Genomic DNA, 26,666 nt, shown 5'->3' with positions numbered 1-26,666 from the left:
CCTACTTCGCGGCGTACAGTCGCGCTTCTTTCGGCAATTCTGCACTTTTTAGTATGCTATCAACTTCTTCTTCGTCGAGAGTTTCTTTTTCGAGCAATGCTTTTGCGAGACTATGTAGACTATCCATATTTGTACTCAATACAAGCTCAGCACGCTTGGCTGCTTCCTTGATAAGTGTCTCTACTTCCTTGTCGATTTCCTTGGCGGTATCATCACTATACGGTCGTTCGTGAGTAATCTTGTCAAACACCATACCGCCATTGTCTTCGTGAAATACTTGATCACGAAGCTTCGTACCCATACCTTGCTCTATCACCATATCTCGTGCGATCTCGGTCGCCTTACGAAGATCCGACCCTGCGCCAGTCGTAATACCGTCAGCACCATATAGAAGCTTCTCCGCGATACGACCACCAAGTGCACTAGCGAGCTGATCCTTGAATTCATACACGCTCGTGTAACTCTTGTCTTGAGGAGGCAAGAACCACGTGACACCACCCGTGCCACCGCGAGGGATGATTGTCACCTTATGTACCGGATCATTGTCAGGAAGGAGATGTCCGACGATCGCATGACCCGATTCGTGATATGCAGTCAGCTCTTTTTCTTTGTCGGTCATGACCTTTGCCTTGCGCTCAGGTCCAATTGCGACCTTCTCAAACGCTTCAGTCAAATCGGCATTGGTAATCTTCTTTCGATTGTCACGAGCCGCAATAATCGCTGCTTCGTTGGCAATATTCGCCAGATCAGCGCCCGAAGTACCTGCAGTTTTTGCCGCCAGCTTATCAAGATTGACAGAATCATCTGTTGGCTTGTTCTTGAAGTGTACCTTCAAAATTGCCTCGCGATCCTTGCGTTCCGGCAGCATGATATTTGTACGGCGGTCGAATCGGCCAGGGCGAAGCAACGCCGGGTCAAGCACGTCTGCACGGTTGGTAGCTGCAAGCACGATAACATTCGTACCGGTTTCAAATCCGTCCATCTCAACCAATATCTGATTCAGTGTCTGCTCACGCTCATCGTGGCCGCCACCCATACCACTACCACGTCGACGACCGACTGCGTCAATCTCATCGATAAAGATTATCGCAGGAGAATTCTTCTTTGCCTTGGCGAACAAATCACGCACGCGACTAGCACCAACACCGACAAACATCTCGACAAATTCCGAGCCAGAAATACTAAAGAATGGCACGTTTGCCTCACCCGCCACAGCACGCGCGAGCATCGTCTTACCTGTACCTGGGCTACCGATCAGCAGCACACCCTTTGGAATTTTTGCACCAACATCGTGATACTTCTTAGGATGCTTCAGGAAGTCCACGACTTCTTGCAAATCTTGCTTCGCACTATCATTGCCTGCGATATCATCAAAGACAACTTTTTCTTTGTCCAAGCCATACAGTTTTGCCTTTGACTTGCCAAATCCAAGCGCTTGATTATTTTGACCCTGAGCTTGTCGCATCATAAACATGAAAAATCCAGCGATCAACAATACAGGGACAATGATGATAGCTAGATTCCAAAGCGTCTCACCCGTCGTTGATGGTGGTGTATCCGCCAAAGTCTTCTTTGCTTCCGCATTAAGTGTATCGTCCTTGATAAGTGTACTCACGCCGCCCTGAATATACGAATGTTGCGTTGGACGCTCTTTGCCCTTCACTGTAATAACAAGCTCGTTACCAGACCCCTCGATTTTGCTAATGTCGCCTTTGTTAGCATTAGTGATAACTTGAGCGATTGGTACGTCTTTGAGTTGTGTACGCGGCGTAATGACGGCAAATAGCGTCAGTACCGCAACTATGATGATTGCCCAAAACAAACCTAGACGTATCCAGTTAGTCATTCGGTTTTTCGGTGAGGTACTTTTTGTTGCCATATATCAGTATCAAGTCCTTTCAATAGCAAATATTAGGGAATTTTTCACTCTTTTCATCATACCATTTTATCCTTGGTATCGACAACGAAGTGTGTTTTTGTGAAGGTCAAATGTATTTTTGAGCTTACAGGGAATATCTTGCCAGCATGATACACCTTGACCGCGTGTAGCGCGCGAGCAAGCTGCGGGCGCGTCAGACTCTGACCAACTTCGCGGACAAATACAGCCCTGAGCATTTCCAATGCCGCATGGTGATTCGCAGAGATAAACATATGACGCCGATATGGCGAATTGCCAATGAGCAGTGCCGACTCGTCATCAATTTGTTTTTTCAAGGCAACCTGACGATTTCGATAGAGTAGCAACAATTCCCGCGTCTGCACGTCCAAGTGTGTTAGTTTTTGTCGCAAATCATTGCGCAGATACTTAGTATCCTCGTTGGTAGCATCCTCATGCCACGTCAAATTATGCTGCTTGGCGTATGTCAACAATTCGTTTTTTGAGGTCGCAAGAAGTGGCCGCCAAATATCAACACTATCGAGTACTGCCAGCCCTCGCCAACCCGTTCCGCGCGTCAAATTAATTGCAATTGTTTCGACAACGTCGTTTGCATGATGCGCCGTCACGATTGTCGCCTTATGTTTCTTGGCAACTTCACGCAAAAAGGCGTAGCGTCGCTCTCGTGCTTTTTCTTCGCTGGCATTTTTGCCCAAATTTTCTCGCCGTGTCTCAAATGGCAAGTTATACTTTGCTGCTAAATCCCGCACAAACAACGCATCATCTGCAGACTCATTACGTATGCCATGATCAAAGTGAGCGACAATGAGATTGGTAGATGGTGGGTGGTAGGTGGTAGGTGGTAAATTGCCATTGACAAGCATACCGAGCAATGCGACGGAATCAACGCCGCCACTGACTGCAATCACATAGTTTTCATCTCGCAACATAGATACTCTTAATTCTACTAGCCTAACCACCATCATACCCAATAAAACTACTAAGCAATGAGGATTACCTGTACTTACAAGTATACAGCGTGATCTTAGCTAGTGACATCTTCGAGAGGACGAACAACTAGATAGTCAAACTCAGCACCTGCAGTCCATGTAGCAATTCCAAAGCCGGTTCCGACTTTAGATGCGTCCCAGGTACCAAGAGGAATCCAAGGAGAGGGAGTATCATTCAACGAATAATAACCAGTGATTTTCGAACCCTGTTTCTTTAGAGCCAACCGAGCCCACATATTCGTAAGATCCAAACCTCCCCCAATCGTCACGTCAAATGGTGTATCAAAGTCGTCACGAAGCTGTATATGCCAGTTGTATTGCTCGTATCGTCGAAGTCCTATGTGTACCGCAGAGCCAAAATATGGATCAGGTGTGGCTCCGAGCATAACAAGCAACGCCTCTTGATTATCATGAGAAGGGTCTGTTATGCGAACTTTTGTTTCCAGCCAATAATCCGAAGGTAATGAGACGTTTTTACGCGCTGCTCGTACATCTTGATCGGCGCTTGCACTACCATATGGCACTGTAAAAGTCGAACCAGTCGCCACCATTTGGGTGCGAGTGCCGTCTTGATTCCATGTGCCAGAGTCAAGCGCGCCTGCAGTCTGGTCCATCTGATCGTTAAGTACGGGTGGCGATATTCCGTCAACCGCTGTGTAGCTTGGCGTTGTTGCAGCCGACGACCACACGCCCACATAGCCGGCAAAATCAACCGTCGCAGAAACAATACCTCCCTGACCCGGCTGCCCTGCCCATGCCACAACCTTCAGGTGTGATGAATAGAAAATCGGATCATCAAGGAAAAATCTATACATCGTCATATTAACACCAGACTGGTCGGAATCACCAGAACGACCAGCAGGATAACCACCGATTGGTGTTGCATACCAACCACCATTAAAGGCATCCTCCATGCCAGACGATGACCATATAGGGAATTGCTCGCCATCTACGTATACCTGAATATCGCCCTCGAGCACGCCCCAGTCTCCATTGTCGGCACCCGCAAAACTCACGACCAATGATTCAATCTGCCCCGAACCATCAAAATCACACACCGTCATGGGGGTTTGCACTGCCTGGCTTGCAACTCGTTGACCTTTTATACTATAGGCGAGCTGCTGCGTTCCAAGATCGCTGAACGAATCGACTAATGAATAATCTGCGGTGCCATAAAAAGCCGAGTCTGTACCCATAAGACTTTCAATCTCAACTCGAAGATACTTTTGAAATGGCATATGCAGATAGCGATAGGCCGAACCTCCACTACCTCTATTAGACCTGCCGACACGTGGTGTTTCAAAAACATCAGATCGATTTGCCAAACAAAAGAAATCACCAAGCGACATTGAGATTGCCGGAGTTGTGTCATCGTCGGTGTACACCCTTATGACACCGCCTTGCTCCAAAAACCCGTCGACCGTCGCAGAATTATCTACCGCCACCCAAATATGCTTCAATATACCCGGCTTACCCCAAGTTTCCGCGAGAACAACAACCTTATGGCCGGCAGGATTGCTCACTTCTGCCCTTGCAACTGCGACTTCTTGTGCCACTGCGACTGCCTTTTCGCCCGGTAACCTCAACGGAAAGCCCGAAATGCTGCTTACGGACGTTCCTGACTGCAATGCAGTGTCGGCTTTATCAAGAGATGCCTGCACGCTTGATGAGAGTTGTGATTTTACAATACCAGCAGCCGGAGATATGTCACCTGTGACGATCGTACCGTCAGCGATTTTGGCGCTCGTAATCGATCCGTCCGCAATTACCGTCGTGTCGACGGAATCCCCTGCCAATTCAGTAACGGTAATTGCATTCGGCGCAATCGCACTCGCCGTCACCGCGTTATCTTGCAGCTGAGCCGCACCTACAGAGTCATCCTTTAATTTCCCGTCAGATTTATGTGATTGCGTGAGAAAGTCATTAAGAATTGTTCCCCAGTTACCCTTGTCGCCCCCAGGAATCGGTAATCGTGCCATCTCCCCTGTTTCTCCTTAGTATGTTGTTATTATGTAGTATGTTGTTATTATGCCGGTTACGTTAAAATTTCACAAGACAACGTTTACCAAGAACCTATCGGAGAACGTTTCCACGTATCAGTATCCGTGCAGACATACATATAATCTGCATCATACGCAATCTGGCCTTCGATACCAGGAGAAGAAGAAGTAGATGGGACAGAAGCGATAGCTTTACGTGTCACATGCTGGCCAATCCACGCGTTGAAGTTGAATGTGGAAAGACGGATAACATCATAGGCATTGGGCGTGGTAGACAACACGGGATCGATACCGTCCAGCCATTGAAAATTGTAGCTAGAGCCGAAATTGGTTCCAGGTGGGAAGTACGGCCCTTCCAAAATAACATTCCCTCCAGTAGTCGGTTGCTGGATCCACACATCAAGCACGGTGGCACCGAACGGAGAATCTTTATCTAGACCCATCGAATCAGTTAAGTTGCCGGTCTGTGCTCGTATCCGATAAGTACCGGGATCAAGCCAGTTTACTACAAACATATTGCCTGACTCTATCTCTAGGTTAATCGTCTTGTTGGGACTACCAGTATTAGCGACGACGATGTCGACCCCACCGGTCAAACTTGACATATCAGCCGTAAGTGTCGGTACCGCAGTCTCAGACAACGAACCGATGAAATCAACGCCAAAACCAACCTCATTTGCATATACCCCGTTAATGAACCGAGACTGAGCATGGACCACCGTTACATTCCCCGCCAATGCCGGGATTCCTTCGAGTGCAGCCTGCACCTGAGCAGTCGACGCGTTATATGGTATCGTGTCGGTATATGTCCCGCCGTAATTTAATCTATACGTACCGGCCGTAGCGCTAGTAACATAAATCAATTGCGCCGCGTTAGTATTTTCCAAACTAATTCTTCCCCTAGAGTCAGCCTGCAACTGCAAAGACCGAGAAGCACCAAAATAACCCGAAGAGCCAAGTGACGGTGACTTATACAGCAAACCGTCGAATGAGAAATTATATGGAGTAGCGCCACCTTCAGCAAAGTTTACTCCGCTAAACGGTATTAGGTTAATCGCTCCAGTGGCCCTCACCCGCGACTTCACCAACCACCATGGGCCCACGCCTCCCATGACAAAATCCTTGTGGCAGACACCGTCGGAATATCCTGACGTCTCTACATTAATCTGCAGTGTTCCAGAGAACGAGGCTTCGTCATCATTATCGTACCCGACATGCCACAGCACCCCTGAGTTCGTACCGTCCGAAGGAGCGTTATTGCAGTTACCTGTTAACTCCATTTGAACACCATTCATTGAAGTACGAACACACCCAGGAGAGGTGCGCAATACAAAAACGTCCTGATTGGCGACAGCTACAAACGTCAAACGATAACGAGAGTAATCAAACGAGGATGAGCCTGCAGGAGTAGAAGTAGCATTCGACTCAAACAAAAAACAGGTAGTACATTGTTCCACTGATATTTCGATGTCGGCACGCTCAGACCAAGAAATCTGATTATCGCCGTACAGTCCGGCACAACCAGCCTGATTAAAGCCGGCTACATGTACATCTGCAACCGTCATACCGTTACTGTCACCGTACCGAATTCCATACGTATCTGTGTTGGTGTTCGACCAACCATCGATCCACATTCCTTGGACACCGCCGTAGGGATTGCCCGCGCTATTGAACGTCCAATCAGGATTACGAAACTCAAACACCGCACCCTGCCCTTGAAAATAAATCTTCGTCAGGGCCTTACCTTGGCCACGAACACCCTGCTTAGGCCTGAGATCCATACCCCAAACCGTATTCAAACCCTTCGAGAACTTGTACTCACCGGCACCAAACTCAATTACACCCGGGTCATTTCCAAGCGCCCCCCTCGCAGCAACTAAAGCATCGTCTGAATTTACCACTCCTGTGGGGTCTGCGCCGAAATCATCGATACAATACCTCTTCTGCGAACTCGTTGTTACTGCCGCCCAACTCACCCCGAGAACAGTACTACTATCTGCAGTGAGAACTTGCCCATCCATGCCGACACCAAGTCGAACAGGCGTCCCAGAGCCAGCGGCGACGTATATGTCGCCTTTTGTCGTTAAGATTGATTTATCGACTTTCCCTGTAATGCCATTGAGCTTCGACTGCACGGTCACGTCTAGTGACGCTTCCGGAACAATGCCGTCTTTCAGTGTTCCGTCGGCTTTGAGTGTTTGACTCAGATAATCATTAAGAATATGGCCCCAATTGCCATTGTCTCCACCTGGTTGCGGTAAGCGAGCCACTTTGTTTATTTTCTCCTCTTTGTAACTACAATTATGACAGTTACGCTTAGATTTACAAGTACCTCGTACTCCCGAAAGGTATCTTTGTTTTGACGAACGGACCGGTGTTCGTGGTGCTCGCCGCATGAATCGTATGCTCTCCGTAGCGCTGATTAAGCTCGTCAATCGCACCAACCACTGCTCGTTCGCGAGCGATTTGGTCATTAAAAATACTCAGCTGCGACCGATCGCCCTGCTCTAGCAGATACACGTGCACATTGATATCACGAATGTTCGGCGGTGCATTTACAAAAAGTTGCCGCGCCAGACCATAGATAGCTTCATTACTAAAAAATGGCGTTTGCGACACATGAGTAGCATGCCAATATGTACCCGACTTACGCGAAATCCCTGCCGCCTCAGATTCGCCCCGACCGGCCAGATGTCGCTTTTCCTCGCTCAACGTAGCTTCAGCTATGCCTCTCTCGGATAAAACGCCCTCTGACTCGCCCGGATACGACTCTGAGATCGGCGAGGTTTCGTGCAAGCCAGGTATTCGCCTTCTGTCACCCTCCATGTCAAACGTCCGCGTACCGACATAAACACCACGTGCACTCAATCCTTGTTTGCGCATGCGATAGCCGACCGATTCGCAGAGATGATGCAACCGATTCAATATCTCGTCAAACGTTAGACTGAAGCTATCAAGCACGTACTGTCGGCCTACCCGCTTGGGTAATGCAGCGCCAAAATCATCAACCTCCCAACCACGCAGCCTCTGATGCCACTGCTCGCCATTGACACTCTGAAACACCATACTATGCAATACATCGACCGACGCATCGAGAAACTCGAGCGGCGTATAAATACCGACAGCATTCAGACGATGCTCATTGCGCCCGGCAATGCCAGTCAGATCGGTAAGCTTGAGCGTACTGTACACCTCGCGCAAATTGTCCGCCGTGATGGCATCGAGCCCATCCGGCTTATGCAAACTCGCCGCCATCTTGGCCAAGAATCGATTCGTACCAATGCCTACATTGCAACGCATGGCGCAGCCAATTTCGTCGCGTAATCGCTGCTTAATTTCATAGCCAATCACCTCGAGCCCGCGCTCCACGATAGCCTTCGGTGCCTGCGTAAAATCAATCACCCCCTCGTCGATACTCTTCATAGTCACGTGCGCCGAGTAATCATTCATGATGTCGAGCAGCTTATGATACACATAGCGATATTTGGCTGGGTCGCTTTCGACACCAACAAGCCCTGGGCATAGTCGCTTAGCATCACGCAGCCGCATACCAAGCTTCACGCCCATCGCCTTTGCCTCATAGCTAGCCGTGATAATCATAGTATTCTCAGTCCGCCGATTCACCACCGCTACCGGTCGCCCCCTTAGCCGCGGCCGCGCTTGCTGTTCTACCGTGGCAAAGCAACTATTGAGATCGATGTGCATCACCAACGGTCGAGTAGTATTTACCTTATCGTGAATGTGTTTATGCATAAGGGTATTGATAATTGTTATGCTTTATGCTATAATAAGTATGTCTTACTCGCACTGTACCTACTACAGGAGAAGAAGTGAACATTTTGGTCGGGGAAAAAAGCACGCAGTCCAACGAAACAGACGCTGATCGACGGTTTCGATTGATCGCTGATCTTTCGGCAGTCATCAAAGAAGATGATGAATTCGCCATCTGGCTGGATATCATTACCTTCAGAAAGTGGGATGCGCTGTTGTGGCGCACCAAAGCTCGTGCAGAGCAGCAGCCTGCAGCGTGCGCTATCGCTCTAGAGTACATCAGTTCAAACGACACTCTCTGAGCGTACGGCCGACTCGGGAGGAAGTGCTGGTGGCAGTCCGCCACTAGCACTCCTCTCGACAACACATCCTCAAGGGTGTGTTTTTTATTTCCGGCAATCATAGTCGATCCCCTTCCCGCGTCAACATCCACGTCAATCGTTCCGAGTCCAGCTCCAGCCGGTAATCCGCCTGACCGTCCGTGACGTCGAATATATGCACCGTTCGCCGGCCCTTCATGCCCGGATGTCGCAAGCCAATTTCAGTTATCGTCACCTCTCTCCCGCTTTTGCGCCGAAACTTAAGCGGCACGCACGGGTTCAGCCCAGCGCCGAATTTCGCCAGCACGTCTACCCGTTCATTCAAAAAGATTTCATCATTCACAATTAAAATTCCTCAAGTTAGTTTGAGAAACGCTTTAAATTGTATTGCCCGTCGCTTGTACCCGTTTCTAATACGTCGCCGAAGACAATGAATAATGATTCCACCGGAGGGACGCTTCATGCGAATGCATTAGTGTGTATCGCGGGGATGTATTTTTATTATACTGCAAGGGGCTGACAAATACACACCGCTTCGCTTGCAGTTTCCTGAATTTAAGCGTATAAAAAGTCTATAGGCATAGTCTTATATGAAAAGACACGAATTCGCACCACTAGTAGTCCCGCCAGATGCCCGCCGCTTCCTTGAACTCCCAGAAAACGCTCCATACTTACCGAGCTTCTACACTTTCTACCGGGACTACTGCCACACCACACCCGATCATCCGATCGTTCGGGATATTGATGGTGAGTCTTATACCTTCTCTCATGTTGTCAGCGCCAAGATGACACGTTCCAATCATGGCCGTAGCGTCCTCGCACTCAGAGCAACCGACGGCAATTACCATAATTGTCGCTACCGTTTGTTCGTGCGACCGTTCAAAGAAGACACCGTGACCGAATATGACATCATAGAGACCCGCTACTGTTTTAATGAACAAAACTACGCATCTCACGCCAACCACTCCATGCTATATCTCGCCGTCGATACCGAAAATTCACTTCGCCAAGGCGTCCTCGAAATCAATGGCGACTCGCATTACCAATCTTTGTGGATTGTCGGCGGCCACGAACATTTACTCGAAGAAATTCCCCGAATTGATCGCCCCGCCTCTAAGACAAAACCTCTGCCACTCCCCAACCACATCATCGAATACCCCGAAGCTATCTAATAAAGCTCCTCTCGTAATTTATTTCATAGTCTAGTCATCCTATTCGCAGTATCGTACATTTATACATAGCAGCATAAATAGGAGGGCCTATGGCAGTAAACGACGACGATTTTCAACTACAAAGTTACCAAGATGATCTAACGACAGACGACAATGCGTCCGACCCGCTCATGGATGAAATGGGAGAAGATCCGGCGAAGATTTTCGGAATACCATCAAGTAAGTTCAAAGAAGAGCTAGACAAAGAAGACATAGATGACCTCGACGATGACGAATACCCCGACGACATTGATATTCGCGATGACGAACGCGAATACATTGAAGATCTCGACGAAGACGATGACGATTCGTAGCACTAGCCACCAAAAGTAAATGTGTTCAGCTGTACACCAGCCGACACATGCAGCTCAACTGTCGTATCGGCGTTATATTTGTCAAAATGCACTAGCTTATACAACTGCGCCATGTTCACGCGTAGTTTTGAGTCTTTGATGTTACCGCCCGCATGACCGGTCTCAGAGATCGGCCTACCATCAAGCAAGACGTCAATCGTGCCAGAAAAATTATTACCAGTCACTAAATACACGTCACTCGCCATTACGCGATACTGCAATACTGCGTCTTTAACTGCCGTGATACCTTCTTGTGATTCACGCCATACACCACCTAGCGTCCATTGATTAGTACTCTTCGGTACGCCCAAAGTGTAATTAGCTTCGCCATATCGCAATTTATCTTTGCCTCCATACCCGGCGACACGTGCCGCACCCAGATATGTCTCTGGCGTAATTGGGTTCAGGCTCCGCTCGCTATTATGCACTGATGCCCGACCGGGCGCCTGACCTCCTTCTTCACTCAATAACTGTCGCACTGCCTGCTCCTCCTCGGCATATTCACCTTCGCCAAAATGCGTTCGCCGTACCAACCCGTCTTTGTCAATCAAATAAGTCGCCGGCCAGTATTGATTGTTAAAGGCCGCCCATGTATCTAGGTCGTTGTCGAGCGCAATCGGATATACTAGTCCGGCTTCCTTTGCCGCCTGACGAACATTGTCTGGATTTTTTTCAAATGAGAACTCAGGAGCATGAACACCAATAATCTCAAACCCAACGTCATGATATTTCGCATATAGGTCCTTCAGGTAGGGTTGCGTACGAATACAGTTAATACAGCTGTACGTCCAGAAATCAATCAAGACAACCTTGCCCTTCAGACTTTTGAGAGTCAGTGAATTGCTATTAATCCACGTGCTCACGCCCGTCAACTCCGGCGCCGGATACGGTGTTACGTTTAAAACACCACCAGGTAGTTTTGCAGCCTGGTTATTTTTCGGTATCAACTGCGACGAAACTTTGTCAAAATCAAGTGCAGTATGATCTGCTATAAATACTTGGAACCGCTTGTCGAGTCCGGTGATAATCAACACACCCACGACAATAAACAGTAGTGCGACCGTCCGCGTAAACCAACCACGTGGATTTGCCGCCCAGCGAATCTTGCGTACAAGTTTCTGGCCTAGATAGCCGACTAACAACAACATCAGGCTAAGGCCCAGCACATAGGCGACAATATACACCACCGCTGCACCGAAATTAATCGGCAACACCGATGCCAATATATAACCATACACGGGACTACAGCTACTAAATACCGGCCCCAGCGCCGCGCCGGTGATGATTGCACCGACGACCGCGCCTTTTTTATTGCCCCTACCAAGAAGCTGCTGCGACTTTGCCTGTAAGTTCAGCTGAATGATTGCCCAATCGTATATGGCCGGAAAGAGCATAAATAGACCAATTGCCACAACGATGCCACCGGCAATCCAAGTGAAAACATTTGGCGATACATTAATAAAGAGCGTTGCAAACTTCAAAAGCATCGTAAAGAGCAGGAGCGATACTGCCAAGCTTGCCGCTATAATCAGCGGCCGGCGCTTGTCGTGAACGTCACCGGTCATCGACCCGCCCACGATAACCGGCAGCAAAGCAAACACGCATGGCGCAAAGACCGTTATAATGCCTGCAAAAAATGCCAAGAACACAAATACCACTATTTATTGCTCCTTCATCATGGCGCCATCTGGAGCTACCGATGGGCTCGTAGATGGAGACATTTTGTCGTCCTTCATCATGGCGTCCGAAGAAGTACCGTCTTTGCTTACAGTGCCCGTTGACGGTGCGTCTATCGAAGTCGCGTCTTTCTTCATAACATCTTTTGTCTTTGATGAATCGTCTTTCATCATCATGGCGTCATGATTGTCATTTTGCTGTTTTATGTATAGTGCTGCAGCAGAGCCACCGACGACTAAAACCGCGATTATAATCCCAATAATTGTTTTTGTACTCATGCAATCCCCCTGTGGTTACGTTATATAACCACGATTCTACACCCGCATAAATGTAAAGTCAACTTTACATTTATCTCTGCTGATTCCACGAACTAACAATAAGTTTCGTCACCACCATCGCAGCTAATGCCACAACGAGCCACACATCAAGTGCATGATTGACTGTTTCCACGACGATAGCCGTCACCAACACTCCACCACCGACAAAATACGATAGTCGCGCCGCTTTCATTGCATGCAGTTCCTCGCGTTCATCATGGTAGTTTTCTCGCCACACAAATGCGCCAAATGTAATGACCGTCAGTCCAAGTAGCCCCAGTAGCATCATGGCGTACATTGACGTCATGATGACATTCATCGGATTGACAAGCAGCACGAGCGCCGCGATTATCGCCAATGCCAGTAGCCATTCAGACAGCCTATTTTTATTTATCTTCATAGTAGAAAATCCTTTCCACGGATGTATTGAACACTTTTGCTATTTTAAGCGCCAACAGCACCGATGGTACGTAATTGCCCTTTTCTATAGCAATTATAGTCTGGCGCGTAACATTCACATGCAACGCCAGTTGCTCCTGCGTCAAACCGGACATTCGCCGATATTTGGCCAGATTACTATTAACGTGTTCTTTTGCTCCCATGCGACCAGTGTAAGACATACGACTTGTAAAGTAAACTTTACATTACTGCCAAACGACGATGCCAACCACGACGCTTGATTGCAAGATAAACCAGAGGGTTTGCTGAATGATAATTGGCCTCAGCCGATATTTGATGCTATAGGCCAGAAAAACCAGCCCGACAGACGTGTAGCCGAACCATGTCAAGAGCGACAGGCCATGCGCGTCGTGGCTAGAATACAGCTGGATTGCCTGCGGCAAAGTCATTAGCGGCTGCACGACCGCCGCAACAAGCGTCAATCTATACAAGACACTCTTGTCTTTAACGACGTCGTCGGCTTTTGGCTTGCTCATGTTATGAGTATAGCCTACAAGAACCTTGAACATAAGCTAAAACATGCTACAATCACTCCATACATAATTTGTAACGTGGTGGGCAGTAGGGGGTTTCGTATGGAACTAATCGAAAAATATAGATGGCCCGTCTTCTTCGGCACGGCAGTCATACTACTTGGCGTACTCATCGGCGCCAGCAACAGCGGCACCAAAAGTAGCGACACAAGCAAAAAGTCGCCAAAGGTATCGACCAGCCAACAAAAGAAGGCTGAGCAAATGAAAAAGGAAGAAGCAGTAAAAGCTAAAGCCGAAGCAGCCAAGTCGGGCACCGTCACATACACTGCACGCATGGGTGATTCGTACACCGTTCTTGCTCGTAAAGCAGTCCAGGCATATGCCAGCGACACCGGCGTCACGCTAGAACCAGCTCAAATCGTCGCAGCCGAAACTCATTTGACCGTTGATGCTCACTCACCGTACTTAAACTACGGCCAAAAGGTCACGCTCGACAAGGCAACCGTCGCCAAGGCCGTCGCTAGTGCCCAGGCACTGACCGCCGCTCAGCTGGCCGCATGGCAAGTCTACGTACCATACGTCAGCTTCGACACCAGCCAAAACGGCTAAGTAGATTCGTCATTAAAAAACAACCTGTCTTTGACGGGTTGTTTTTGTACCTCGCTCTTTGTAAATGCCCTGGTAACTGATACACTGGCCGTAGCTACACATAGTAAACAAAAAGTATGCAAAACCAAGATCCGAATCAACAAAACCCAAACGCTGCTCCAGTTTCTCCGGAGTTAACTCAAGCTCCTACGCCAGCCCCAGCTCCGGCTGAGCCGCTCGCGCAGGTTAGCCAATCTGTTGATACCTACCCCGCAACAGTAAAGAAGAGCGGGCTATTTGTCGTCGTTTTTTCAAGTTTTGTAGGTATTTTGCTACTCGGCACACTTGGCTTTAGCTACTACTCTGCAGCTGTTCGCATACCAGACGAAGACTATTTACATGCCGCTGCCCTAACGGCGGCTATGAGCGACAATATAAAAGCCATCAGCAACGACACTAGCGACTGGACGATCATACACCCGACCGGATCCGCCATTTCTACGGCAAGTGCGACGTTCATAACTTCGTCAACTTCTTCCTCAAATTCAGACGCCATAAAAAGGATCAATGATTCCTTAAAAAATATCCAAGCCTACAGTGCCTCGCTCAGTCAACTCAAATCATCGCCAACCGTACAGCGAGATGCTATTGTCAAACAAGCATACGCCGACAGTAGCAAAAAGATTGAATCATATAAAACAGAGTTCATTCCCATCATAGATACTCAAAGGATTCTGAAAAACTTTACAATCATGTGCTCAACCACGGTCTTCAACGACATAAATACTCTCGATGACTACGACCAAGCAGCAAAAGACTGCACCGACTTTTTAGCAAAAAACCCAAAAGTCCCCTACGCCAGCCTCAACGACAAAGTCTATGCAAACATGCTGAGCACAACTAAACATTTCTTAAAATCATACCGAATACTACTCGAGTCCGTTAAAACCAATGATCAAAACAAATATACGACGTCTTATATTGGCACCGTTGCGGATGTCCACAAGCTCGAAAAATTCGAAGCCGACATTCCCCTTTACTACATCACGCCACCCTCTGACCCTACGCATGAACTAAATGACCTAAGAATAACGCTTCAAAATCAACAAAAAGTCTTATTTAGATAGAAACGCAACGACTGATAACTCGACGCGTTGGCTATGACTCAAATTGTCTACCGACGACATTGTCGGGATGCTGCTTGTTGAAAAGCACTTCACTACCCTCAAGTAAATACACGGTATTAATGCCGCTACTGATCATTGCGTCCCAGCACGATTCGCAGCACCAATAATGCCCCCATAAGTACACTTCGGCACCGTCCAAGCGCTGGCTCCCCATCACGACCTGCGCGTCTCCAACAGCTCGCGGCTCACCATGATTTTTCGGGTGACAACCTTCACATTTGTCGTAGTCCTGACCCGAAGGCGACCCCAGCCTGATGCGTTCACAGCCATTAGTTTCATGGTAATCGCTCCCATTCGCGCCAATACCTATCACTTCACCATCGAGTACGACTATGCTTGTATTCGGCATAACTTTATCCAGCGAATAGCGTTTGGCATATTCTTTTGCCACTTGCATATACACATTGTCCGCTTCAACGTACACGAAAACACCATCTTCATGCATATACGGATAATCAATAGGTGCTCGGCCTTGCGGTATTTTCTCAGTCACTCCCTCTCTCCTTTTTGCACCATAGTAACACATACTCAAACCCTCGCAATATTGCCCTGTATCTGTTACAATAATTTTTGCATTTATGACGTTTAGTCGTGATGTTCGGGCGAACTTGTTCGCCCCCAATTTTACAAACCAAGCTTGCTGTTTGTAAAATTGAGAGGAGGAATAACGAAGGAGTGCCAGCATTCAAACTTGTTTGGATGCGAGAACTCCGAGTGAATTCCGACGAGGCAGCGTAGCTCAGTTGGACAGCCTTGAGCGTAAATATTCGCGAGACGCTCTAACCAACTGGTCTAATTTATTGAAACCAGCACGGTTGCACCTTACGACAAACTAAATATTATGGCAGCGTAGCTCAGTTGGTTAGAGCGCGAGACTCATAAGCTCGAGGTCACAGGATCATTCCCTGTCGCTGCTACCAAAGTAAGACGGTCACCCAAAGTGGCCGTTTTACTTTGGTAATTGTACTAGTAATAATCCTGTGACTATCGTCAGCCTGCCTGACGATAGTCACAGGACGTGCAGTGAGTGAAGTGAAAGAAAGCGCGAAGCATTTTCTTGAGCAAACGAACGAAAAAGGCCTCAACCGCTGTCCCTGTCGCCGCTACCGAGATAAACTCCTCCTTGTATCTGGGCCACATAACCCTTATGATATAGATAGAAACGAACAACACACACATTCAAAAGAGTTTCGGGGTATATGGCTGTAGAGCAACAATTGCATCAACGTCTCCATAAATTTTCATGCATAGGTTTTATGCATACAAAAAAGCATGGAGCTACCTTTCTCGAGAACATCGGGGGTATTGTCTGATGTCTCGCCTCCCCGTCCCTGGCGGTGATTCAGGCACCTGGGGTGCTATCCTCAATGATTTTCTTTCACAGGCACATAATCCTGACGGTACGCTCAAAGATACCGTTGTTACAACTACGAGCATCGCAGACGGCACTATTACCGAAAGCAAGCTCGACAACGCCACGCAGACGAAGCTCAATAATGCCGGCATCGTTACGATGCCAAAGCAGTATTTTATCGATGATTACGGAGCAGATCCGACGGGTGTCAATGATTCCAATCAAGCACTTATTGATGCGTACGAGGCGATGGGATCGGAGGCGGGAGCAGTCGTCTTTGGTGTAGGTACGTACAAGTTATTTGTCGGTCTCAACGATGCATCGAGTAGATGCATAAAAGAGCAGCAAATGATTCTAGGTCAGGGTTCTGGCCTGACGTCTATTGATTATCGTGGCGCGGGAGCGTTCCTAGAATTTCGCAACAAGACGTTCGCAACGACAGGCACTAAACCTGCCGGCGGCGCCCACGGCTTGACGATATTGGGATGGAACAACGGCAACAGCAACACTTATGGAATCCGATACGGCGACATCTGGCGTATGCGTATCACCGATGTGGAGATATCTGGTTTTAACCAGTCGGGCAGTATCGGTCTTTGGGGTGACAACCAAACATACTGGTCGGAGCGTGCCTATATAGAATGCGTCGTCAATCAATGTACTGAATGTTTTGTATTTGAGTCGAACACCGGCAACGTGACGAGCGGATCGTTCGATTATTCGCAGTACTGGTTATCGTTTGTCGTTCAGCCCGACCAACATGCATTTGTGTTACGTTCTGGTGCGGCCGGGTCTAAGGTTTCCATGAATGGCGCATCGGTCACGCTTACCGGTAATTGTCAGCTGAGTACGGTCGGAGGTGTCAATACGGGCGTACTGTTCCGTGTAGGCAAAGACGATGCGGATGCCGCCAGCTTCTCTGGTGAATTGCAGATTGGCGTGGAGACGTCTGGCACCGCGGGCGGCACTGCGCACTATGATTTCATGCAAGGATCGGGTAATTATTGGGAGATCAACTCAAAGGTAACAGCATCAGGTTCTATAAACTTAATTCCATATTCTGGGTCACAATTTCAGCCAGGTAACGCTACGCCTCGGACGTTTGCATTTGGTGGTTTGCTCAAAAATTCACCGTCCTTGGGTTCAACCGGTACGATACAGTCGTTTCAATCATTACAGCTTGTGTCACAAGCACGGGGCGGCCAATATCTAGACGCCACAAGGGAAGTCCAGGGTATTTATATTACAGAAGCGACGGGGGGTACCTTTACACTGACATATAGCGGTAGTACAACTTCTCCGCTAGCTTACAATGCCACGGTATCTCAGGTGCAAGCTGCGCTTGATGCGCTGCCATCTATAGGCGCAGGTAACTCGCAAGTCTATCATTTGCAAGCAAGGTACATCAATTCGGTGATCCAAGACGAGAACGGATATTCGGTAGAGTTTAAAAATGCACTGGCATCACAAGACCTGCCTATGATGACAATAGATGGAACAAACCTTACTGGTGGGGCGGGCCTAGCCACTGAAGTGTTTGAGCGAGTGCCTGGTTCGCCGAATCCAACATACGTATTCTATATCGAAAACGGTTCAATTTTTGCTCTAGAACCCACGCCCGGTACGTATAGAATGCGTCTTGACCTAGGCGGCTTAACATCCATGGCCTCCGTACCTGGCTCCTCCGCTATACTGGGTGGTGATTCGCCATTTGGCGTAAATACGATTGATATCTGGATTAAACAGCCTGATTCAGGTGGAAATGCGATTTTTGTAGCTCCGTTTTTTGTACCAACTGCATTTGCTGGCTCTACCTATGAATTCGAATGGATTGACGGACAAGACCCAATTTTTACCACAGAACCAGGCGGCGTTGATATTATTCGCCTAACAACCAACAATTTCAGTAGATGGAAGGGGCAGCATCTCACGCGATTATCGACGACCAACGTACCGCCACCAGCTACTGCATCGTCTCCTGGAGTAAAGGGACAAATCGCGTATGATACGGATTATATTTATACCTGCATTGATACCGATACGTGGAAACGCTCTCCGCTGAGCTCTTGGTAGCAGCACTCTACATAGCTTTGCTGTACACTAAAGTTATGAATGAAGGCTATCGATATACACAAGATAATTTCGTCGACCAAGACCATGAACTAATTGACGCCAGCCGGGCGGACATAGTGAAAGCTTTAAGCCACGCCAGCCTTAGCGTGATGGAACTCGTTGCATTTTCTCAATACCCCTACTACGTCACCAACGAGGCGCTTCACCAGCTAGAAACTCAAGGAACAATCCGTAAAACATTCGAGCTGACCGACCAGCAAAATTCCATCGTAGGATACGAGTTAGCAGACTAATCCATTCTTGCTTTATTAGATAATATATTTTATTATCTATATATCTCGAAAAGCCATATCGCCTTTCTCGAGGTGGTACCACATACAATCCGGAGGATCTCAGTGACCACTGTATGGCACGTCATCTTTACCATCCTACTATTTGATTTAGTAGTGGTTTTAGCACTTTGTGCCGCAACTTATTCACGCGGCGAATGGGGCAAACACCTGACAGCCAATGAACGCTCATGGACCATAGCAAGCCTCATTTACTGGTGCGTAGTGTCTGTCGCGTTCATCGTCTACCTCTATGCCGCGTCGTACACATACGAAAGTGTACTAGGCATCGCATTGGGCGTAGGCATACTATTCACTCTCTTTTTACCCGAAAGTGAAGTGTATAGCATCTTCAGCAGGCCGCTTATACGAGTTGTCTTTTTTGCTTTAGGTGTTTTGTCCATCGCCTTTTGCGCACTAGATCTCACCTGATTTTCACCGGCCCTACTAGCCCCGCCCATCCGCAAAGCATTAAGCTCTTGCGTCGATACGCGGGGCTTAATTTTTTTAGTAGCTTAGCTCAATCTCACCGTCACAATGCCCTTGGGCATCTCAAACTCATGCGCGTCACTATCATCAAGTGGCTCACCGAGCGCGTCGCACTTCACGGCAGTCGTAAATACACCGCTCAGCTTCACTACAGTCGGCTCATCGCTGGGATTGTAAAAGCGGGCGAGTACCGCTTCGCCATCGGCCGTCGGTCGTAACGCAGACATAACTGCCCCGTCGCTTTCGACGTTTATGATTCCATTCAACACTGCTTTTTCAAACCCGTGCTCGGCCTTGTGCGTGTAATCATTCGCCTGGCGTATGACGTCGCTGTCGCGCTGCCGGCCGCGCGTGTGTATAGCGTATTCAAATGTATGTTCGCCTATCAACTGCGCTTCTGGCGTTGCCGAACCCGGCCCCGCCCAACCCGGCCGCGAGGACAAGTTTCCACGACTCAAATAGCCAACGCTGCGGAGTAGGGTAAGAGACACTCCGTTTATCATGTCATTATCATCTGCATGCGCTTCGTATTCCGGCAAACCTTTACTCATAAGCGCCAAATCACCCGCTATCAAAAGCCCCTGCTGATGACTCGTTGCAACTGGGTGCGGCTCCATCCAGCCCTTACCACCCTTTATCGGCAGAGCTTCTCGCCTTGTCATGCCATATGGCTCTTTGGCCCGGACGGTATTTGCTGCGTTGGGCGCAGAGAAACGAACACGCAACCGATGATCACGAGCCATATTGTTGACAGTCGTAGAGAATTCAACACGGTCCACGCCCTTAATCAGCCGTACTTTCGTGCTTATTGGAATCGTCGTCATATCGGCAGACAAGCTTTCAACTTCGCGATCAGCCCCCTGCTCGGCGTCCAAACTTTTCGGTACGACAAGTTCCGTATCGATTTTGATTTCCGTAAATACTGGCCCGTCGTTTATAACCGTGACACTCGCCTTGCCGTCATTCGTCGTGCGGACCACGTCGCCATCAACCGGACAGAAATTATATTCGTCGCCACGGTCACCTTGATCTTCAAATATCAGGCCGTTCACTTCCACGCCGCTTCGCTTGTCTACGACGTGCAGCGTACCGTTCGGTAGCACATCGACCGTATAACATTCATTCTCAAACGATCCATTAAACGTGCGTACCTCCTGCCCGTTCTGTACTTTGTCTGTCGGTTCAAGTCGTACATTGGCCGAGCTGAAACCTTTCATAGGCAAAGCGCAAACCGCATAACGAATATCTCTTTTTTGCACTATTTGCACAGGAATCTCAGTTTCCCTGCCATTGACACTTACAAACGCCCGCAGTCCGGTCGCATGTTCTATATCCCCTTGTATTGGTACCTCCACGAGCGCCGTGCGAGCATCTGGCAGCATGTTGGCAAAACTTTGTCCGCGCTCAATGTGGCGGTACGGACCATAGGTGTCTAGCCTATTCGCCAACGCCGCCATAGCATTACGAGCAGCTTGATTCGCAGCTTCGAACGATCCGGTCATAAGCGAACGGGGCAGGGGATACGCGTTATCAGAACCACAGCCCGAAATCGTGTCGTGTGATAATACCGGCAACACCTGCTCTATTGCCCGCTGATACGCTTCGACCAGCTGCCACGTCGCATGTTCGTTCTCCCCGACTAGCCCATATTTACGAGCCAGCAACACGTGCGACACCAGCGCGCCGGCATCGTTTATCCTCGACTCGACTTTGTGCAGAAATTGCTTCAACTCCATACGCGCCGAATCAATACCACGCAACACAAAGTGCTCTTTACCCGAACGCATCTCGCCTGCATATGTTTTGATCTGCTCAGGCTTGATACTGCGCTGAACTAACTCTGCATAGTTTTCGAGCGAACTCGTCTTTATGGTAAAGTTCGGTATCTCCTGCCTTATTTTTTCTTGTACGCCAGCGAGTACGCGTGGTAAATCTTCGTCCGGCTTAGTAAAGTCATTGCCATTCATCAGGAGAAAATGCGGCATATCGATTTGCTTGTAACGCTGACCATAGCGATTTATTAGTGACCGGACAGCCAATGTCGCGAAATCAACTTGCTTCTCATAATACTTTTCAGCAGACACCGCTTCACGGTCTACGTCATGGACACTCGTTAGTCCCCCGGCATTGCTGTAACCGCCTTGCATCGGCATAGCAAGCACCTTGCTGCCATCCGGACCTTCAAGCATGAACATAGCTCCGATAGTATCAATCTGCTCAAAGCCTCGCTCGAACAGAAACGAATCGACACCAGCGTGTTTCAGCATGGTCGCCATCGTGTCTGGAAATCCAAACGTGTCGGGTATGTAAGCCACGCTAGATGGATTGCCGCCAAGCTCCCGTGCGGCCCTTTGACCAAATTCAATATTCCAAAACGTCGACTCTTCGGGACTCAGAAATACTTCCGGCTGGATATACAGCCCGATCAGCTCCATACGTTCATCACGAATCATTTCAAGCAAATCTTCTTTAACTCGCTTGCCGCCACCTTCGACAAATTCTTTGGCGGTAATCATCTGCTCCAATGTGAAACGATCAACTTTGACAGTCTTCACGAACGCCTCGATCTCGCGCATCTTTGACGCCTCGCGATCACGATACCAAGCGTAGTCCAAATGACTATGCGGCACCACGTCAAAAACTACTTCGTCTTGTTGCTGGTACCAAGAGAGTAGGTCAGGGTTAATCGGCTCCACTTCATTGAAAGAGTCCGGTTTTGGTTCATAGTCAGTCACGTGGTGATGCTCATGCCCATGATCATCTTCGTGTGGTACCATTTCGATCATTGCGACCTCCCCTCACTTATCTGTACCTTTAATCATACCACTTGTGTCAAACTAAGAAATCTCCCCTTTAAGGAGAGACTTCATCCGTTCAGAATTATTTTTGTTAGTCGGCTTCTACTGTTTCAACAACGGCTTCGCGTCGGTTCAAAAAGGCCTGTAATTCGTTGGTTGAACGAGGCCGATTCCACGTCGCCAGCGAGAGAGCATCGAGTGCCTGCTCAAGTTTACTTACCCTTTGTGATTTTTGTGTCATTATGATTTTTTCCTTTTTTTGTTTTTATCAAAACCTAAAGTTATATTAGCATACAATTTACAAATAAGCAATAGTGTTTTGAGGAATTTATATCAATTTTGACCTCTACGTAACACTTATGGTAAGATTATGCAAAAGGATAAAAACAAACATGCACGGTTTCGACTTACTCACCTCGTTCTCCATCGTCCTTTTGGCGGCAGTATGCCATGCCAGCTTCCAACTGAGTATCAGTATGCTGACCCTGCTGAGTGGTCATGCGCTCGGCCGCAAGACAGCGCATCTACGATTAATGCGTCTGACTGGCAGCTTCATATTAGGCGCTGGCGTGATGGTTGCCCTACTTCTGTCTTCTATTGCTTTCGCATTCAACACCCTCCTACCCGTTCGCACTCCACTACTCGTTTGGGCGGCATGCGCCGGCGGGGGAGTCGGGGTAGGGTTGTCCGTGTGGTTATTTTACTTCCGTCATGAATCTGGCACGTCACTCTGGATCCCTCGCAGTTTTGCCCGCTTTTTGGGCGATAGGGCAAAGGCAACCAAAGAATCAGCAGAAGCTTTCGGCCTGGGACTCACCAGCATCTTCGCCGAGTTTCTTTTCACCTTTGCCCCGTTGACTATCGCCGCTCTCGTCCTGATACAATTGTCGTCCGACTGGCAACTTCTCGGCGTCCTACTCTACGCAGGCATTGCCATTTTGCCCCTTATGATCGTCGGCATACTGATCGGTGGCGGACACAAGCTCAGCCGCATTCAACACTGGCGTGAATCAAACAAACGCTTTTTGCAATTTGCTGCCGGTAGCGGATTAATCATCTTAGCCGCCTACGTATACGTTGAGCAGGTTCTCACAGTGGCCGTTGCCTCCACGATAGGAGCACAGTAATGGGACTTTACGTAGACGTAGTAAAGAGATCCGGTAGGCGCAAAACCGAAACGTTCGACACGGACAAATTGCTACAAAGTATTCGTGCCGCTTGCCTATCCGTTCGTACACCCGAAGGCGAAGCCAACATGACCGCCAGAAACGTATCCAACGCCGTCATATTGTGGCTAGACACCAGACCAGCCGTCACCAGTCACGACCTACGTCGAATAGCCAGTGCTCACCTAAACCGTTACCACCCAGAAGCAGCCTATTTCTATCAACATCATCGGAGCATTATCTAAGGAGTCCTATGGCCAAGAAACTTAAGTTTGATTTTGACCTTATCGTTATCGGCAGTGGCGCCGGCGGCAGCGCAGCTGCAACTATAGCCGCCAGAGAAGGCAAAAAAGTTGCAATTGTTGAAGCTGACACATTTGGTGGCACCAGTCCAAACTGGGGTGACGTTCCCATCAAGGCATTGCTTCAGGCGGCACAACTTTTTGATCAAGCGCGCCTTGGCACGCGCTTCGGGCTACGCTCCAGTTCAATCGGCTACAACTACCCGTCTCTTCGTGACTGGAAGGACATGGCCGTCAAACGAACAGGCGCAGGTGGCAATCGCAAATATTATGAAAACGAAGGCATCGCGACACTCCAAGGCAAAGCGCACTTTTTGTCGCCGCACGAAATAAGCGTCAATCGTCATAACTACTCGGCTGCTTCATTTATCATCTCAACCGGCGCCGGATGGACACTCCCCGACATCCACGGACTTTCCGAAGCGGATTATGTAACGCCCCGCACCATACTCGAGTCTCTTAAACCACCAAAGTCACTATATATCGTTGGCGGCGGTCCCATTGGTGTAGAACTCGCCCAACTCATGGCAATCTTTGGCACCAAAGTCTACATTGCGGACATTGCTTCTCGCCTACTTCCTGGTTACGACAGTGAGGCAGGGGAGTTGATGGAAAAAATCCTAACCACGCAGAAAAATGTCACTGTACTCACCCAAACCCGCACACTCGTCATCGAAAACGAAAACATTGCTCGCCGCGTCACCTACAATCGCGGCGGCCATGAGCATTCCCTACGCGTTGATGAAGTTTTGATTACCGCTGGCCGAACACCAAACGTCGACATAGGACTAGAAAACGCCGGCGTCGAATACACGGCCAAAGGCATCATAGTCAACGATCACCTACAAACAAGCACGAAACATATCTACGCCACGGGTGACGTACTCGGACGTCACGGCTACACGCATGCTGCATTACTAGAGAGTAGGGTAGTCGCCCAAAACATACTGTCTCGCAACAAACTAGTCCCCGACTACACTGCCTTGCCCCGTGTCGTCTTCACCTATCCTGCCATCGCTTCTGTAGGCCTCAGCGAAGACGATTGCCTACGTCGTGACCTGCATGTCAAAAAAGCGACGGCACCGCTTAGCATAGTCGCCCGTAGCAACGTTAGCGATTTCCACGACGGATTCGTCAAACTCATCACCGATAAAAAGGGCGTACTACTCGGAGCGACAATCATGGCGCCAGGAGCCGAAGAAATGATTCATGAGCTTGCCCTGGCCATCAAATACGGCCACACCGCCGCACAAATTGCCGCCACTCCCCACGCCTTCCTGACTTGGTCGGAAGCTATTCGCGTTGCCGCAAGCAAACTATCATAGTGTTACTGTTACCTATCTCACTGACCCAAATTCGACATAAGCATTAAATAGTACTGTACCGTAGATACAATTCCACGGTCGCACCTCGTGATGCCCCGCGCATCACGAGTAAACCTATGAGAGAGAAGGCGATGCAACAAGAAAAAGTATACGCAGCCGTCAGGATCGTGCCCATATCTTACGGGGGGAGCATCAACTGCGACCATCAAGTTATACGTCGACGTCACTTTTCATTTCAAGCGTCCATGATGCTCGAAAAGTTCAACGAAATAAAAAGGAAGATCGAGACGTTATATGCAGATGGAGTACTCGTCACTCAGACGACATGCGGTAGAGAAATCGTGCTAACCGTAGCCTACGCACCAGACTATTTTGACTGCTTCTCTGACCCACAACCCCTACAAGTTTTCCTGAATTGGATAGAAAATATGTGGTTCAATGCCCTCGCCGACTACAATCGAATTATGGCAAGATGCAACGGCAGATGCTAAATATATCAGCGTAGCACTCGCGAGGAGGTTTCAGTACCTCCTCGCGAGTAGCGCCTTCTCTCCTCTTTTTTGTTAATTTTACGAAGTGATCAGGGTAGGATTATCGGCTAAAGCCTCCTCCGTTCACTCGCTCAAGAAAATGCTTCGCGCTTTCTTTCACTTCGTTCACTGCGCGACCCTGCGACCATTTTTGCTTCGCAAAAAGTCGCAGATTCAATCGGCGCCAGAACCAAGAAAAAAGCCTGTCTTTTCTGACAGGCATTTTTCTTGGTTGCGGGGGCAGGATTTGAACCTGCGACCTGTTGGTTATGAGCCAACCGAGCTGACCACTGCTCCACCCCGCGGCATGTGAGTACTATGGTATCACCGTAAGCCCGATTTTGCAAATCTCCTATCGAGCGTTTGGCTTAGCACCAAACAAAAAATCAAGCCATTGGGTAAGAGGCGGCGGGGGCGGTACGTCATCTGGAAGCAACGTATCCGCGTTCTTTTCGGCCTGATCCTCTGCTACGACAGAAGCTGAGTTCGCTGGTAATATCAAAACTTTTTCACCCGGTTCCACCAATCCTAATCGTCGCTTTGCTTCGAGCGTAAGATATTCATTGCTCTTATAATAGTTCTGTTCGAACTGCAGGTTTTCGGTTTGCAATTCAATGAGCTTCGCTTGACGCCTCTTATCGTTCACTTCTTTTTGCAGCTGGTAGTTACGTTGCACCGCCTCAACCGACGACCACGCCCAGCCAACGGCAATGACCACCGCCACCGCAAGCACCATATTGTTCATCGTCATATACTGATGGCGAACGGTGTAAATGAATCGTTTTATTTGTCTGTTTTGCATTGTTTTTACTATTATAACACTAGGAGACAAGCGAAAAGATTGCTCATGCAAGTTTTTCAGAGACGATGAAGTGATATATTTGTTCAAAACATACAAATATAGCGTAGTGATGATAAAATAGACAAAGACGAGCTAACTAGCTTATTTGGTTTTATTCTGGCATGGGGCTGTAGCTCATCGGTTAGAGCAGGCGGCTCATAACCACTTGGTAGTAGGTTCGATTCCTACCAGCCCCACCAGAATAAAGTTAAATAAG

At 48.6% G+C, this 26,666-nt stretch carries 28 protein-coding genes and 3 tRNA genes; 14 read left to right on the top strand and 17 right to left on the bottom strand.

Features of this window, described 5'->3' with window-relative positions:
* Position 1: 1 nt before the first annotated feature.
* The 5 genes from hflB to H6797_00795 all read right to left on the bottom strand — a co-directional run bounded on the left by hflB (position 2) and on the right by H6797_00795 (position 8,639).
* Positions 2 to 1,879 (bottom strand): ATP-dependent zinc metalloprotease FtsH, encoded by a 1,878-nt coding sequence (hflB, locus tag H6797_00815; protein USN96728.1) that lies wholly within the window; start codon positions 1,877 to 1,879, stop codon positions 2 to 4.
* Positions 1,880 to 1,935: 56 nt separating this feature from the next.
* On the bottom strand, positions 1,936 to 2,826 hold the full coding sequence (gene tilS / locus H6797_00810; GenBank protein USN96727.1) for a tRNA lysidine(34) synthetase TilS: 891 nt from the start codon (positions 2,824 to 2,826) through the stop codon (positions 1,936 to 1,938).
* Between the two features lie 95 nt (positions 2,827 to 2,921).
* Positions 2,922 to 4,865 carry a DUF2961 domain-containing protein gene (locus H6797_00805; GenBank protein ID USN96726.1) on the bottom strand — a complete coding sequence of 648 codons (1,944 nt, stop codon included), beginning with the start codon at positions 4,863 to 4,865 and terminating at the stop codon, positions 2,922 to 2,924.
* Positions 4,866 to 4,948: 83 nt separating this feature from the next.
* On the bottom strand, positions 4,949 to 7,156 hold the full coding sequence (locus H6797_00800) for a hypothetical protein (GenBank protein ID USN96725.1): 2,208 nt from the start codon (positions 7,154 to 7,156) through the stop codon (positions 4,949 to 4,951).
* Positions 7,157 to 7,208: 52 nt separating this feature from the next.
* Positions 7,209 to 8,639, bottom strand: a complete 1,431-nt coding sequence (locus tag H6797_00795; protein ID USN96724.1) for a hypothetical protein — start codon at positions 8,637 to 8,639, stop codon at positions 7,209 to 7,211.
* Between the two features lie 86 nt (positions 8,640 to 8,725).
* Here H6797_00795 and H6797_00790 point away from each other — a divergent pair, with 86 nt between their 5' ends.
* Positions 8,726 to 8,959 carry a hypothetical protein gene (locus H6797_00790; GenBank protein ID USN96723.1) on the top strand — a complete coding sequence of 78 codons (234 nt, stop codon included), beginning with the start codon at positions 8,726 to 8,728 and terminating at the stop codon, positions 8,957 to 8,959.
* A gap of 97 nt (positions 8,960 to 9,056) precedes the next feature.
* Here H6797_00790 and H6797_00785 read toward each other — a convergent pair whose 3' ends face one another.
* Positions 9,057 to 9,212, bottom strand: a complete 156-nt coding sequence (locus H6797_00785) for a hypothetical protein (protein USN96722.1) — start codon at positions 9,210 to 9,212, stop codon at positions 9,057 to 9,059.
* A 550-nt stretch (positions 9,213 to 9,762) separates the two neighbouring features.
* Here H6797_00785 and H6797_00780 point away from each other — a divergent pair.
* Positions 9,763 to 10,149 (top strand): hypothetical protein, encoded by a 387-nt coding sequence (locus tag H6797_00780; protein ID USN96721.1) that lies wholly within the window; start codon positions 9,763 to 9,765, stop codon positions 10,147 to 10,149.
* 89 nt (positions 10,150 to 10,238) lie between these two features.
* Entirely contained in the window at positions 10,239 to 10,502 is a 264-nt protein-coding gene (locus H6797_00775; protein ID USN96720.1) for a hypothetical protein, read from the top strand.
* Between the two features lie 2 nt (positions 10,503 to 10,504).
* On the opposite strand, the gene H6797_00770 is transcribed toward H6797_00775, so the two are convergent.
* The 5 genes from H6797_00770 to H6797_00750 all read right to left on the bottom strand — a co-directional run bounded on the left by H6797_00770 (position 10,505) and on the right by H6797_00750 (position 13,470).
* The gene (locus tag H6797_00770; protein ID USN96719.1) at positions 10,505 to 12,199 is read right to left on the bottom strand and encodes a redoxin family protein; all 1,695 of its coding nucleotides are present in this window, start codon (positions 12,197 to 12,199) and stop codon (positions 10,505 to 10,507) included.
* Between the two features lie 3 nt (positions 12,200 to 12,202).
* Positions 12,203 to 12,496: a hypothetical protein gene (locus H6797_00765; protein ID USN96718.1), complete on the bottom strand. Its 294-nt coding sequence runs from the start codon at positions 12,494 to 12,496 to the stop codon at positions 12,203 to 12,205.
* A gap of 70 nt (positions 12,497 to 12,566) precedes the next feature.
* Positions 12,567 to 12,935 carry a hypothetical protein gene (locus H6797_00760; GenBank protein ID USN96717.1) on the bottom strand — a complete coding sequence of 123 codons (369 nt, stop codon included), beginning with the start codon at positions 12,933 to 12,935 and terminating at the stop codon, positions 12,567 to 12,569.
* On the bottom strand, positions 12,922 to 13,137 hold the full coding sequence (locus tag H6797_00755) for a helix-turn-helix transcriptional regulator (GenBank protein USN96716.1): 216 nt from the start codon (positions 13,135 to 13,137) through the stop codon (positions 12,922 to 12,924). Before H6797_00755 ends, H6797_00760 begins: the two co-directional genes overlap by 14 nt.
* Before the next feature lie 42 nt (positions 13,138 to 13,179).
* The gene (locus H6797_00750) at positions 13,180 to 13,470 is read right to left on the bottom strand and encodes a hypothetical protein (GenBank protein USN96715.1); all 291 of its coding nucleotides are present in this window, start codon (positions 13,468 to 13,470) and stop codon (positions 13,180 to 13,182) included.
* A gap of 99 nt (positions 13,471 to 13,569) precedes the next feature.
* On the opposite strand from H6797_00750, the gene H6797_00745 reads away from it, so the two are divergent.
* Both H6797_00745 and H6797_00740 read left to right on the top strand, forming a co-directional pair.
* On the top strand, positions 13,570 to 14,076 hold the full coding sequence (locus H6797_00745) for a hypothetical protein (GenBank protein USN96714.1): 507 nt from the start codon (positions 13,570 to 13,572) through the stop codon (positions 14,074 to 14,076).
* A gap of 116 nt (positions 14,077 to 14,192) precedes the next feature.
* On the top strand, positions 14,193 to 15,182 hold the full coding sequence (locus H6797_00740) for a hypothetical protein (GenBank protein USN96713.1): 990 nt from the start codon (positions 14,193 to 14,195) through the stop codon (positions 15,180 to 15,182).
* Between the two features lie 31 nt (positions 15,183 to 15,213).
* Here H6797_00740 and H6797_00735 read toward each other — a convergent pair whose 3' ends face one another.
* Positions 15,214 to 15,735: a hypothetical protein gene (locus H6797_00735; GenBank protein ID USN96712.1), complete on the bottom strand. Its 522-nt coding sequence runs from the start codon at positions 15,733 to 15,735 to the stop codon at positions 15,214 to 15,216.
* A 350-nt stretch (positions 15,736 to 16,085) separates the two neighbouring features.
* Between H6797_00735 and H6797_00730 the strand changes: the two genes are divergently transcribed.
* The 4 genes from H6797_00730 to H6797_00715 all read left to right on the top strand — a co-directional run bounded on the left by H6797_00730 (position 16,086) and on the right by H6797_00715 (position 19,430).
* Positions 16,086 to 16,162 (top strand) — tRNA-Met (locus H6797_00730).
* 392 nt (positions 16,163 to 16,554) lie between these two features.
* The gene (locus H6797_00725) at positions 16,555 to 18,669 is read left to right on the top strand and encodes a hypothetical protein (GenBank protein ID USN97118.1); all 2,115 of its coding nucleotides are present in this window, start codon (positions 16,555 to 16,557) and stop codon (positions 18,667 to 18,669) included.
* Positions 18,670 to 18,704: 35 nt separating this feature from the next.
* Entirely contained in the window at positions 18,705 to 18,962 is a 258-nt protein-coding gene (locus tag H6797_00720; protein USN96711.1) for a hypothetical protein, read from the top strand.
* Positions 18,963 to 19,064: 102 nt separating this feature from the next.
* A complete protein-coding gene (locus H6797_00715; protein USN96710.1) occupies positions 19,065 to 19,430 on the top strand; it encodes a hypothetical protein in 366 nt (121 codons plus the stop codon).
* Between the two features lie 83 nt (positions 19,431 to 19,513).
* Here the strand turns inward: H6797_00715 and H6797_00710 are convergent, their stop codons facing one another.
* Positions 19,514 to 22,273 (bottom strand): hypothetical protein, encoded by a 2,760-nt coding sequence (locus H6797_00710; protein USN96709.1) that lies wholly within the window; start codon positions 22,271 to 22,273, stop codon positions 19,514 to 19,516.
* A gap of 103 nt (positions 22,274 to 22,376) precedes the next feature.
* On the bottom strand, positions 22,377 to 22,526 hold the full coding sequence (locus tag H6797_00705) for a hypothetical protein (protein ID USN96708.1): 150 nt from the start codon (positions 22,524 to 22,526) through the stop codon (positions 22,377 to 22,379).
* 151 nt (positions 22,527 to 22,677) lie between these two features.
* Between H6797_00705 and H6797_00700 the strand changes: the two genes are divergently transcribed.
* The 4 genes from H6797_00700 to H6797_00685 all read left to right on the top strand — a co-directional run bounded on the left by H6797_00700 (position 22,678) and on the right by H6797_00685 (position 25,569).
* Positions 22,678 to 23,412, top strand: coding sequence for a hypothetical protein (locus H6797_00700; protein USN96707.1), 735 nt, complete (start codon positions 22,678 to 22,680; stop codon positions 23,410 to 23,412).
* The gene (locus H6797_00695) at positions 23,412 to 23,696 is read left to right on the top strand and encodes a hypothetical protein (GenBank protein USN96706.1); all 285 of its coding nucleotides are present in this window, start codon (positions 23,412 to 23,414) and stop codon (positions 23,694 to 23,696) included. Before H6797_00700 ends, H6797_00695 begins: the two co-directional genes overlap by 1 nt.
* Positions 23,697 to 23,704: 8 nt before the next feature.
* The gene (locus H6797_00690; protein ID USN96705.1) at positions 23,705 to 25,078 is read left to right on the top strand and encodes an NAD(P)/FAD-dependent oxidoreductase; all 1,374 of its coding nucleotides are present in this window, start codon (positions 23,705 to 23,707) and stop codon (positions 25,076 to 25,078) included.
* A gap of 116 nt (positions 25,079 to 25,194) precedes the next feature.
* Positions 25,195 to 25,569 (top strand): hypothetical protein, encoded by a 375-nt coding sequence (locus tag H6797_00685; GenBank protein ID USN96704.1) that lies wholly within the window; start codon positions 25,195 to 25,197, stop codon positions 25,567 to 25,569.
* A gap of 100 nt (positions 25,570 to 25,669) precedes the next feature.
* On the opposite strand, the gene H6797_00680 is transcribed toward H6797_00685, so the two are convergent.
* The 3 genes from H6797_00680 to H6797_00670 all read right to left on the bottom strand — a co-directional run bounded on the left by H6797_00680 (position 25,670) and on the right by H6797_00670 (position 26,410).
* Positions 25,670 to 25,831 carry a hypothetical protein gene (locus H6797_00680; protein ID USN96703.1) on the bottom strand — a complete coding sequence of 54 codons (162 nt, stop codon included), beginning with the start codon at positions 25,829 to 25,831 and terminating at the stop codon, positions 25,670 to 25,672.
* Positions 25,832 to 25,837: 6 nt separating this feature from the next.
* A tRNA-Met gene (locus H6797_00675) sits at positions 25,838 to 25,913 on the bottom strand.
* A gap of 47 nt (positions 25,914 to 25,960) precedes the next feature.
* Positions 25,961 to 26,410 (bottom strand): septum formation initiator family protein, encoded by a 450-nt coding sequence (locus H6797_00670; GenBank protein ID USN96702.1) that lies wholly within the window; start codon positions 26,408 to 26,410, stop codon positions 25,961 to 25,963.
* 163 nt (positions 26,411 to 26,573) lie between these two features.
* Here H6797_00670 and H6797_00665 point away from each other — a divergent pair.
* Positions 26,574 to 26,649, top strand: a tRNA-Ile gene (locus H6797_00665).
* Positions 26,650 to 26,666 lie beyond the last annotated feature (17 nt).

This window comes from Candidatus Nomurabacteria bacterium (assembly GCA_023898645.1).
Lineage (GTDB): Bacteria > Patescibacteriota > Saccharimonadia > Saccharimonadales > Saccharimonadaceae > UBA2112.
This window is presented reverse-complemented; position numbering and strand designations above follow the sequence as displayed.

What these genes read in the sequence shown, in the direction of transcription:
- H6797_00725 (USN97118.1), top strand. Translation starts at nt 16,555, where the DNA reads ATGTCTCGCCTCCCCGTCCCTGGCGGTGATTCAGGCACCTGGGGTGCT.
- H6797_00745 (USN96714.1), top strand. Translation starts at nt 13,570, where the DNA reads ATGGAACTAATCGAAAAATATAGATGGCCCGTCTTCTTCGGCACGGCA.
- H6797_00680 (USN96703.1), bottom strand. Translation starts at nt 25,831, where the DNA reads ATGCCTGTCAGAAAAGACAGGCTTTTTTCTTGGTTCTGGCGCCGATTG.
- H6797_00705 (USN96708.1), bottom strand. Translation starts at nt 22,526, where the DNA reads ATGACACAAAAATCACAAAGGGTAAGTAAACTTGAGCAGGCACTCGAT.
- hflB (USN96728.1), bottom strand. Translation starts at nt 1,879, where the DNA reads ATGGCAACAAAAAGTACCTCACCGAAAAACCGAATGACTAACTGGATA.
- H6797_00805 (USN96726.1), bottom strand. Translation starts at nt 4,865, where the DNA reads ATGGCACGATTACCGATTCCTGGGGGCGACAAGGGTAACTGGGGAACA.
- H6797_00690 (USN96705.1), top strand. Translation starts at nt 23,705, where the DNA reads ATGGCCAAGAAACTTAAGTTTGATTTTGACCTTATCGTTATCGGCAGT.
- tilS (USN96727.1), bottom strand. Translation starts at nt 2,826, where the DNA reads ATGTTGCGAGATGAAAACTATGTGATTGCAGTCAGTGGCGGCGTTGAT.
- H6797_00710 (USN96709.1), bottom strand. Translation starts at nt 22,273, where the DNA reads ATGATCGAAATGGTACCACACGAAGATGATCATGGGCATGAGCATCAC.
- H6797_00795 (USN96724.1), bottom strand. Translation starts at nt 8,639, where the DNA reads ATGCATAAACACATTCACGATAAGGTAAATACTACTCGACCGTTGGTG.
- H6797_00780 (USN96721.1), top strand. Translation starts at nt 9,763, where the DNA reads ATGACACGTTCCAATCATGGCCGTAGCGTCCTCGCACTCAGAGCAACC.
- H6797_00670 (USN96702.1), bottom strand. Translation starts at nt 26,410, where the DNA reads ATGCAAAACAGACAAATAAAACGATTCATTTACACCGTTCGCCATCAG.
- H6797_00750 (USN96715.1), bottom strand. Translation starts at nt 13,470, where the DNA reads ATGAGCAAGCCAAAAGCCGACGACGTCGTTAAAGACAAGAGTGTCTTG.
- H6797_00695 (USN96706.1), top strand. Translation starts at nt 23,412, where the DNA reads ATGGGACTTTACGTAGACGTAGTAAAGAGATCCGGTAGGCGCAAAACC.
- H6797_00755 (USN96716.1), bottom strand. Translation starts at nt 13,137, where the DNA reads ATGGGAGCAAAAGAACACGTTAATAGTAATCTGGCCAAATATCGGCGA.
- H6797_00740 (USN96713.1), top strand. Translation starts at nt 14,193, where the DNA reads ATGCAAAACCAAGATCCGAATCAACAAAACCCAAACGCTGCTCCAGTT.
- H6797_00765 (USN96718.1), bottom strand. Translation starts at nt 12,496, where the DNA reads ATGAGTACAAAAACAATTATTGGGATTATAATCGCGGTTTTAGTCGTC.
- H6797_00700 (USN96707.1), top strand. Translation starts at nt 22,678, where the DNA reads ATGCACGGTTTCGACTTACTCACCTCGTTCTCCATCGTCCTTTTGGCG.
- H6797_00760 (USN96717.1), bottom strand. Translation starts at nt 12,935, where the DNA reads ATGAAGATAAATAAAAATAGGCTGTCTGAATGGCTACTGGCATTGGCG.
- H6797_00775 (USN96720.1), top strand. Translation starts at nt 10,239, where the DNA reads ATGGCAGTAAACGACGACGATTTTCAACTACAAAGTTACCAAGATGAT.
- H6797_00685 (USN96704.1), top strand. Translation starts at nt 25,195, where the DNA reads ATGAGAGAGAAGGCGATGCAACAAGAAAAAGTATACGCAGCCGTCAGG.
- H6797_00720 (USN96711.1), top strand. Translation starts at nt 18,705, where the DNA reads ATGAATGAAGGCTATCGATATACACAAGATAATTTCGTCGACCAAGAC.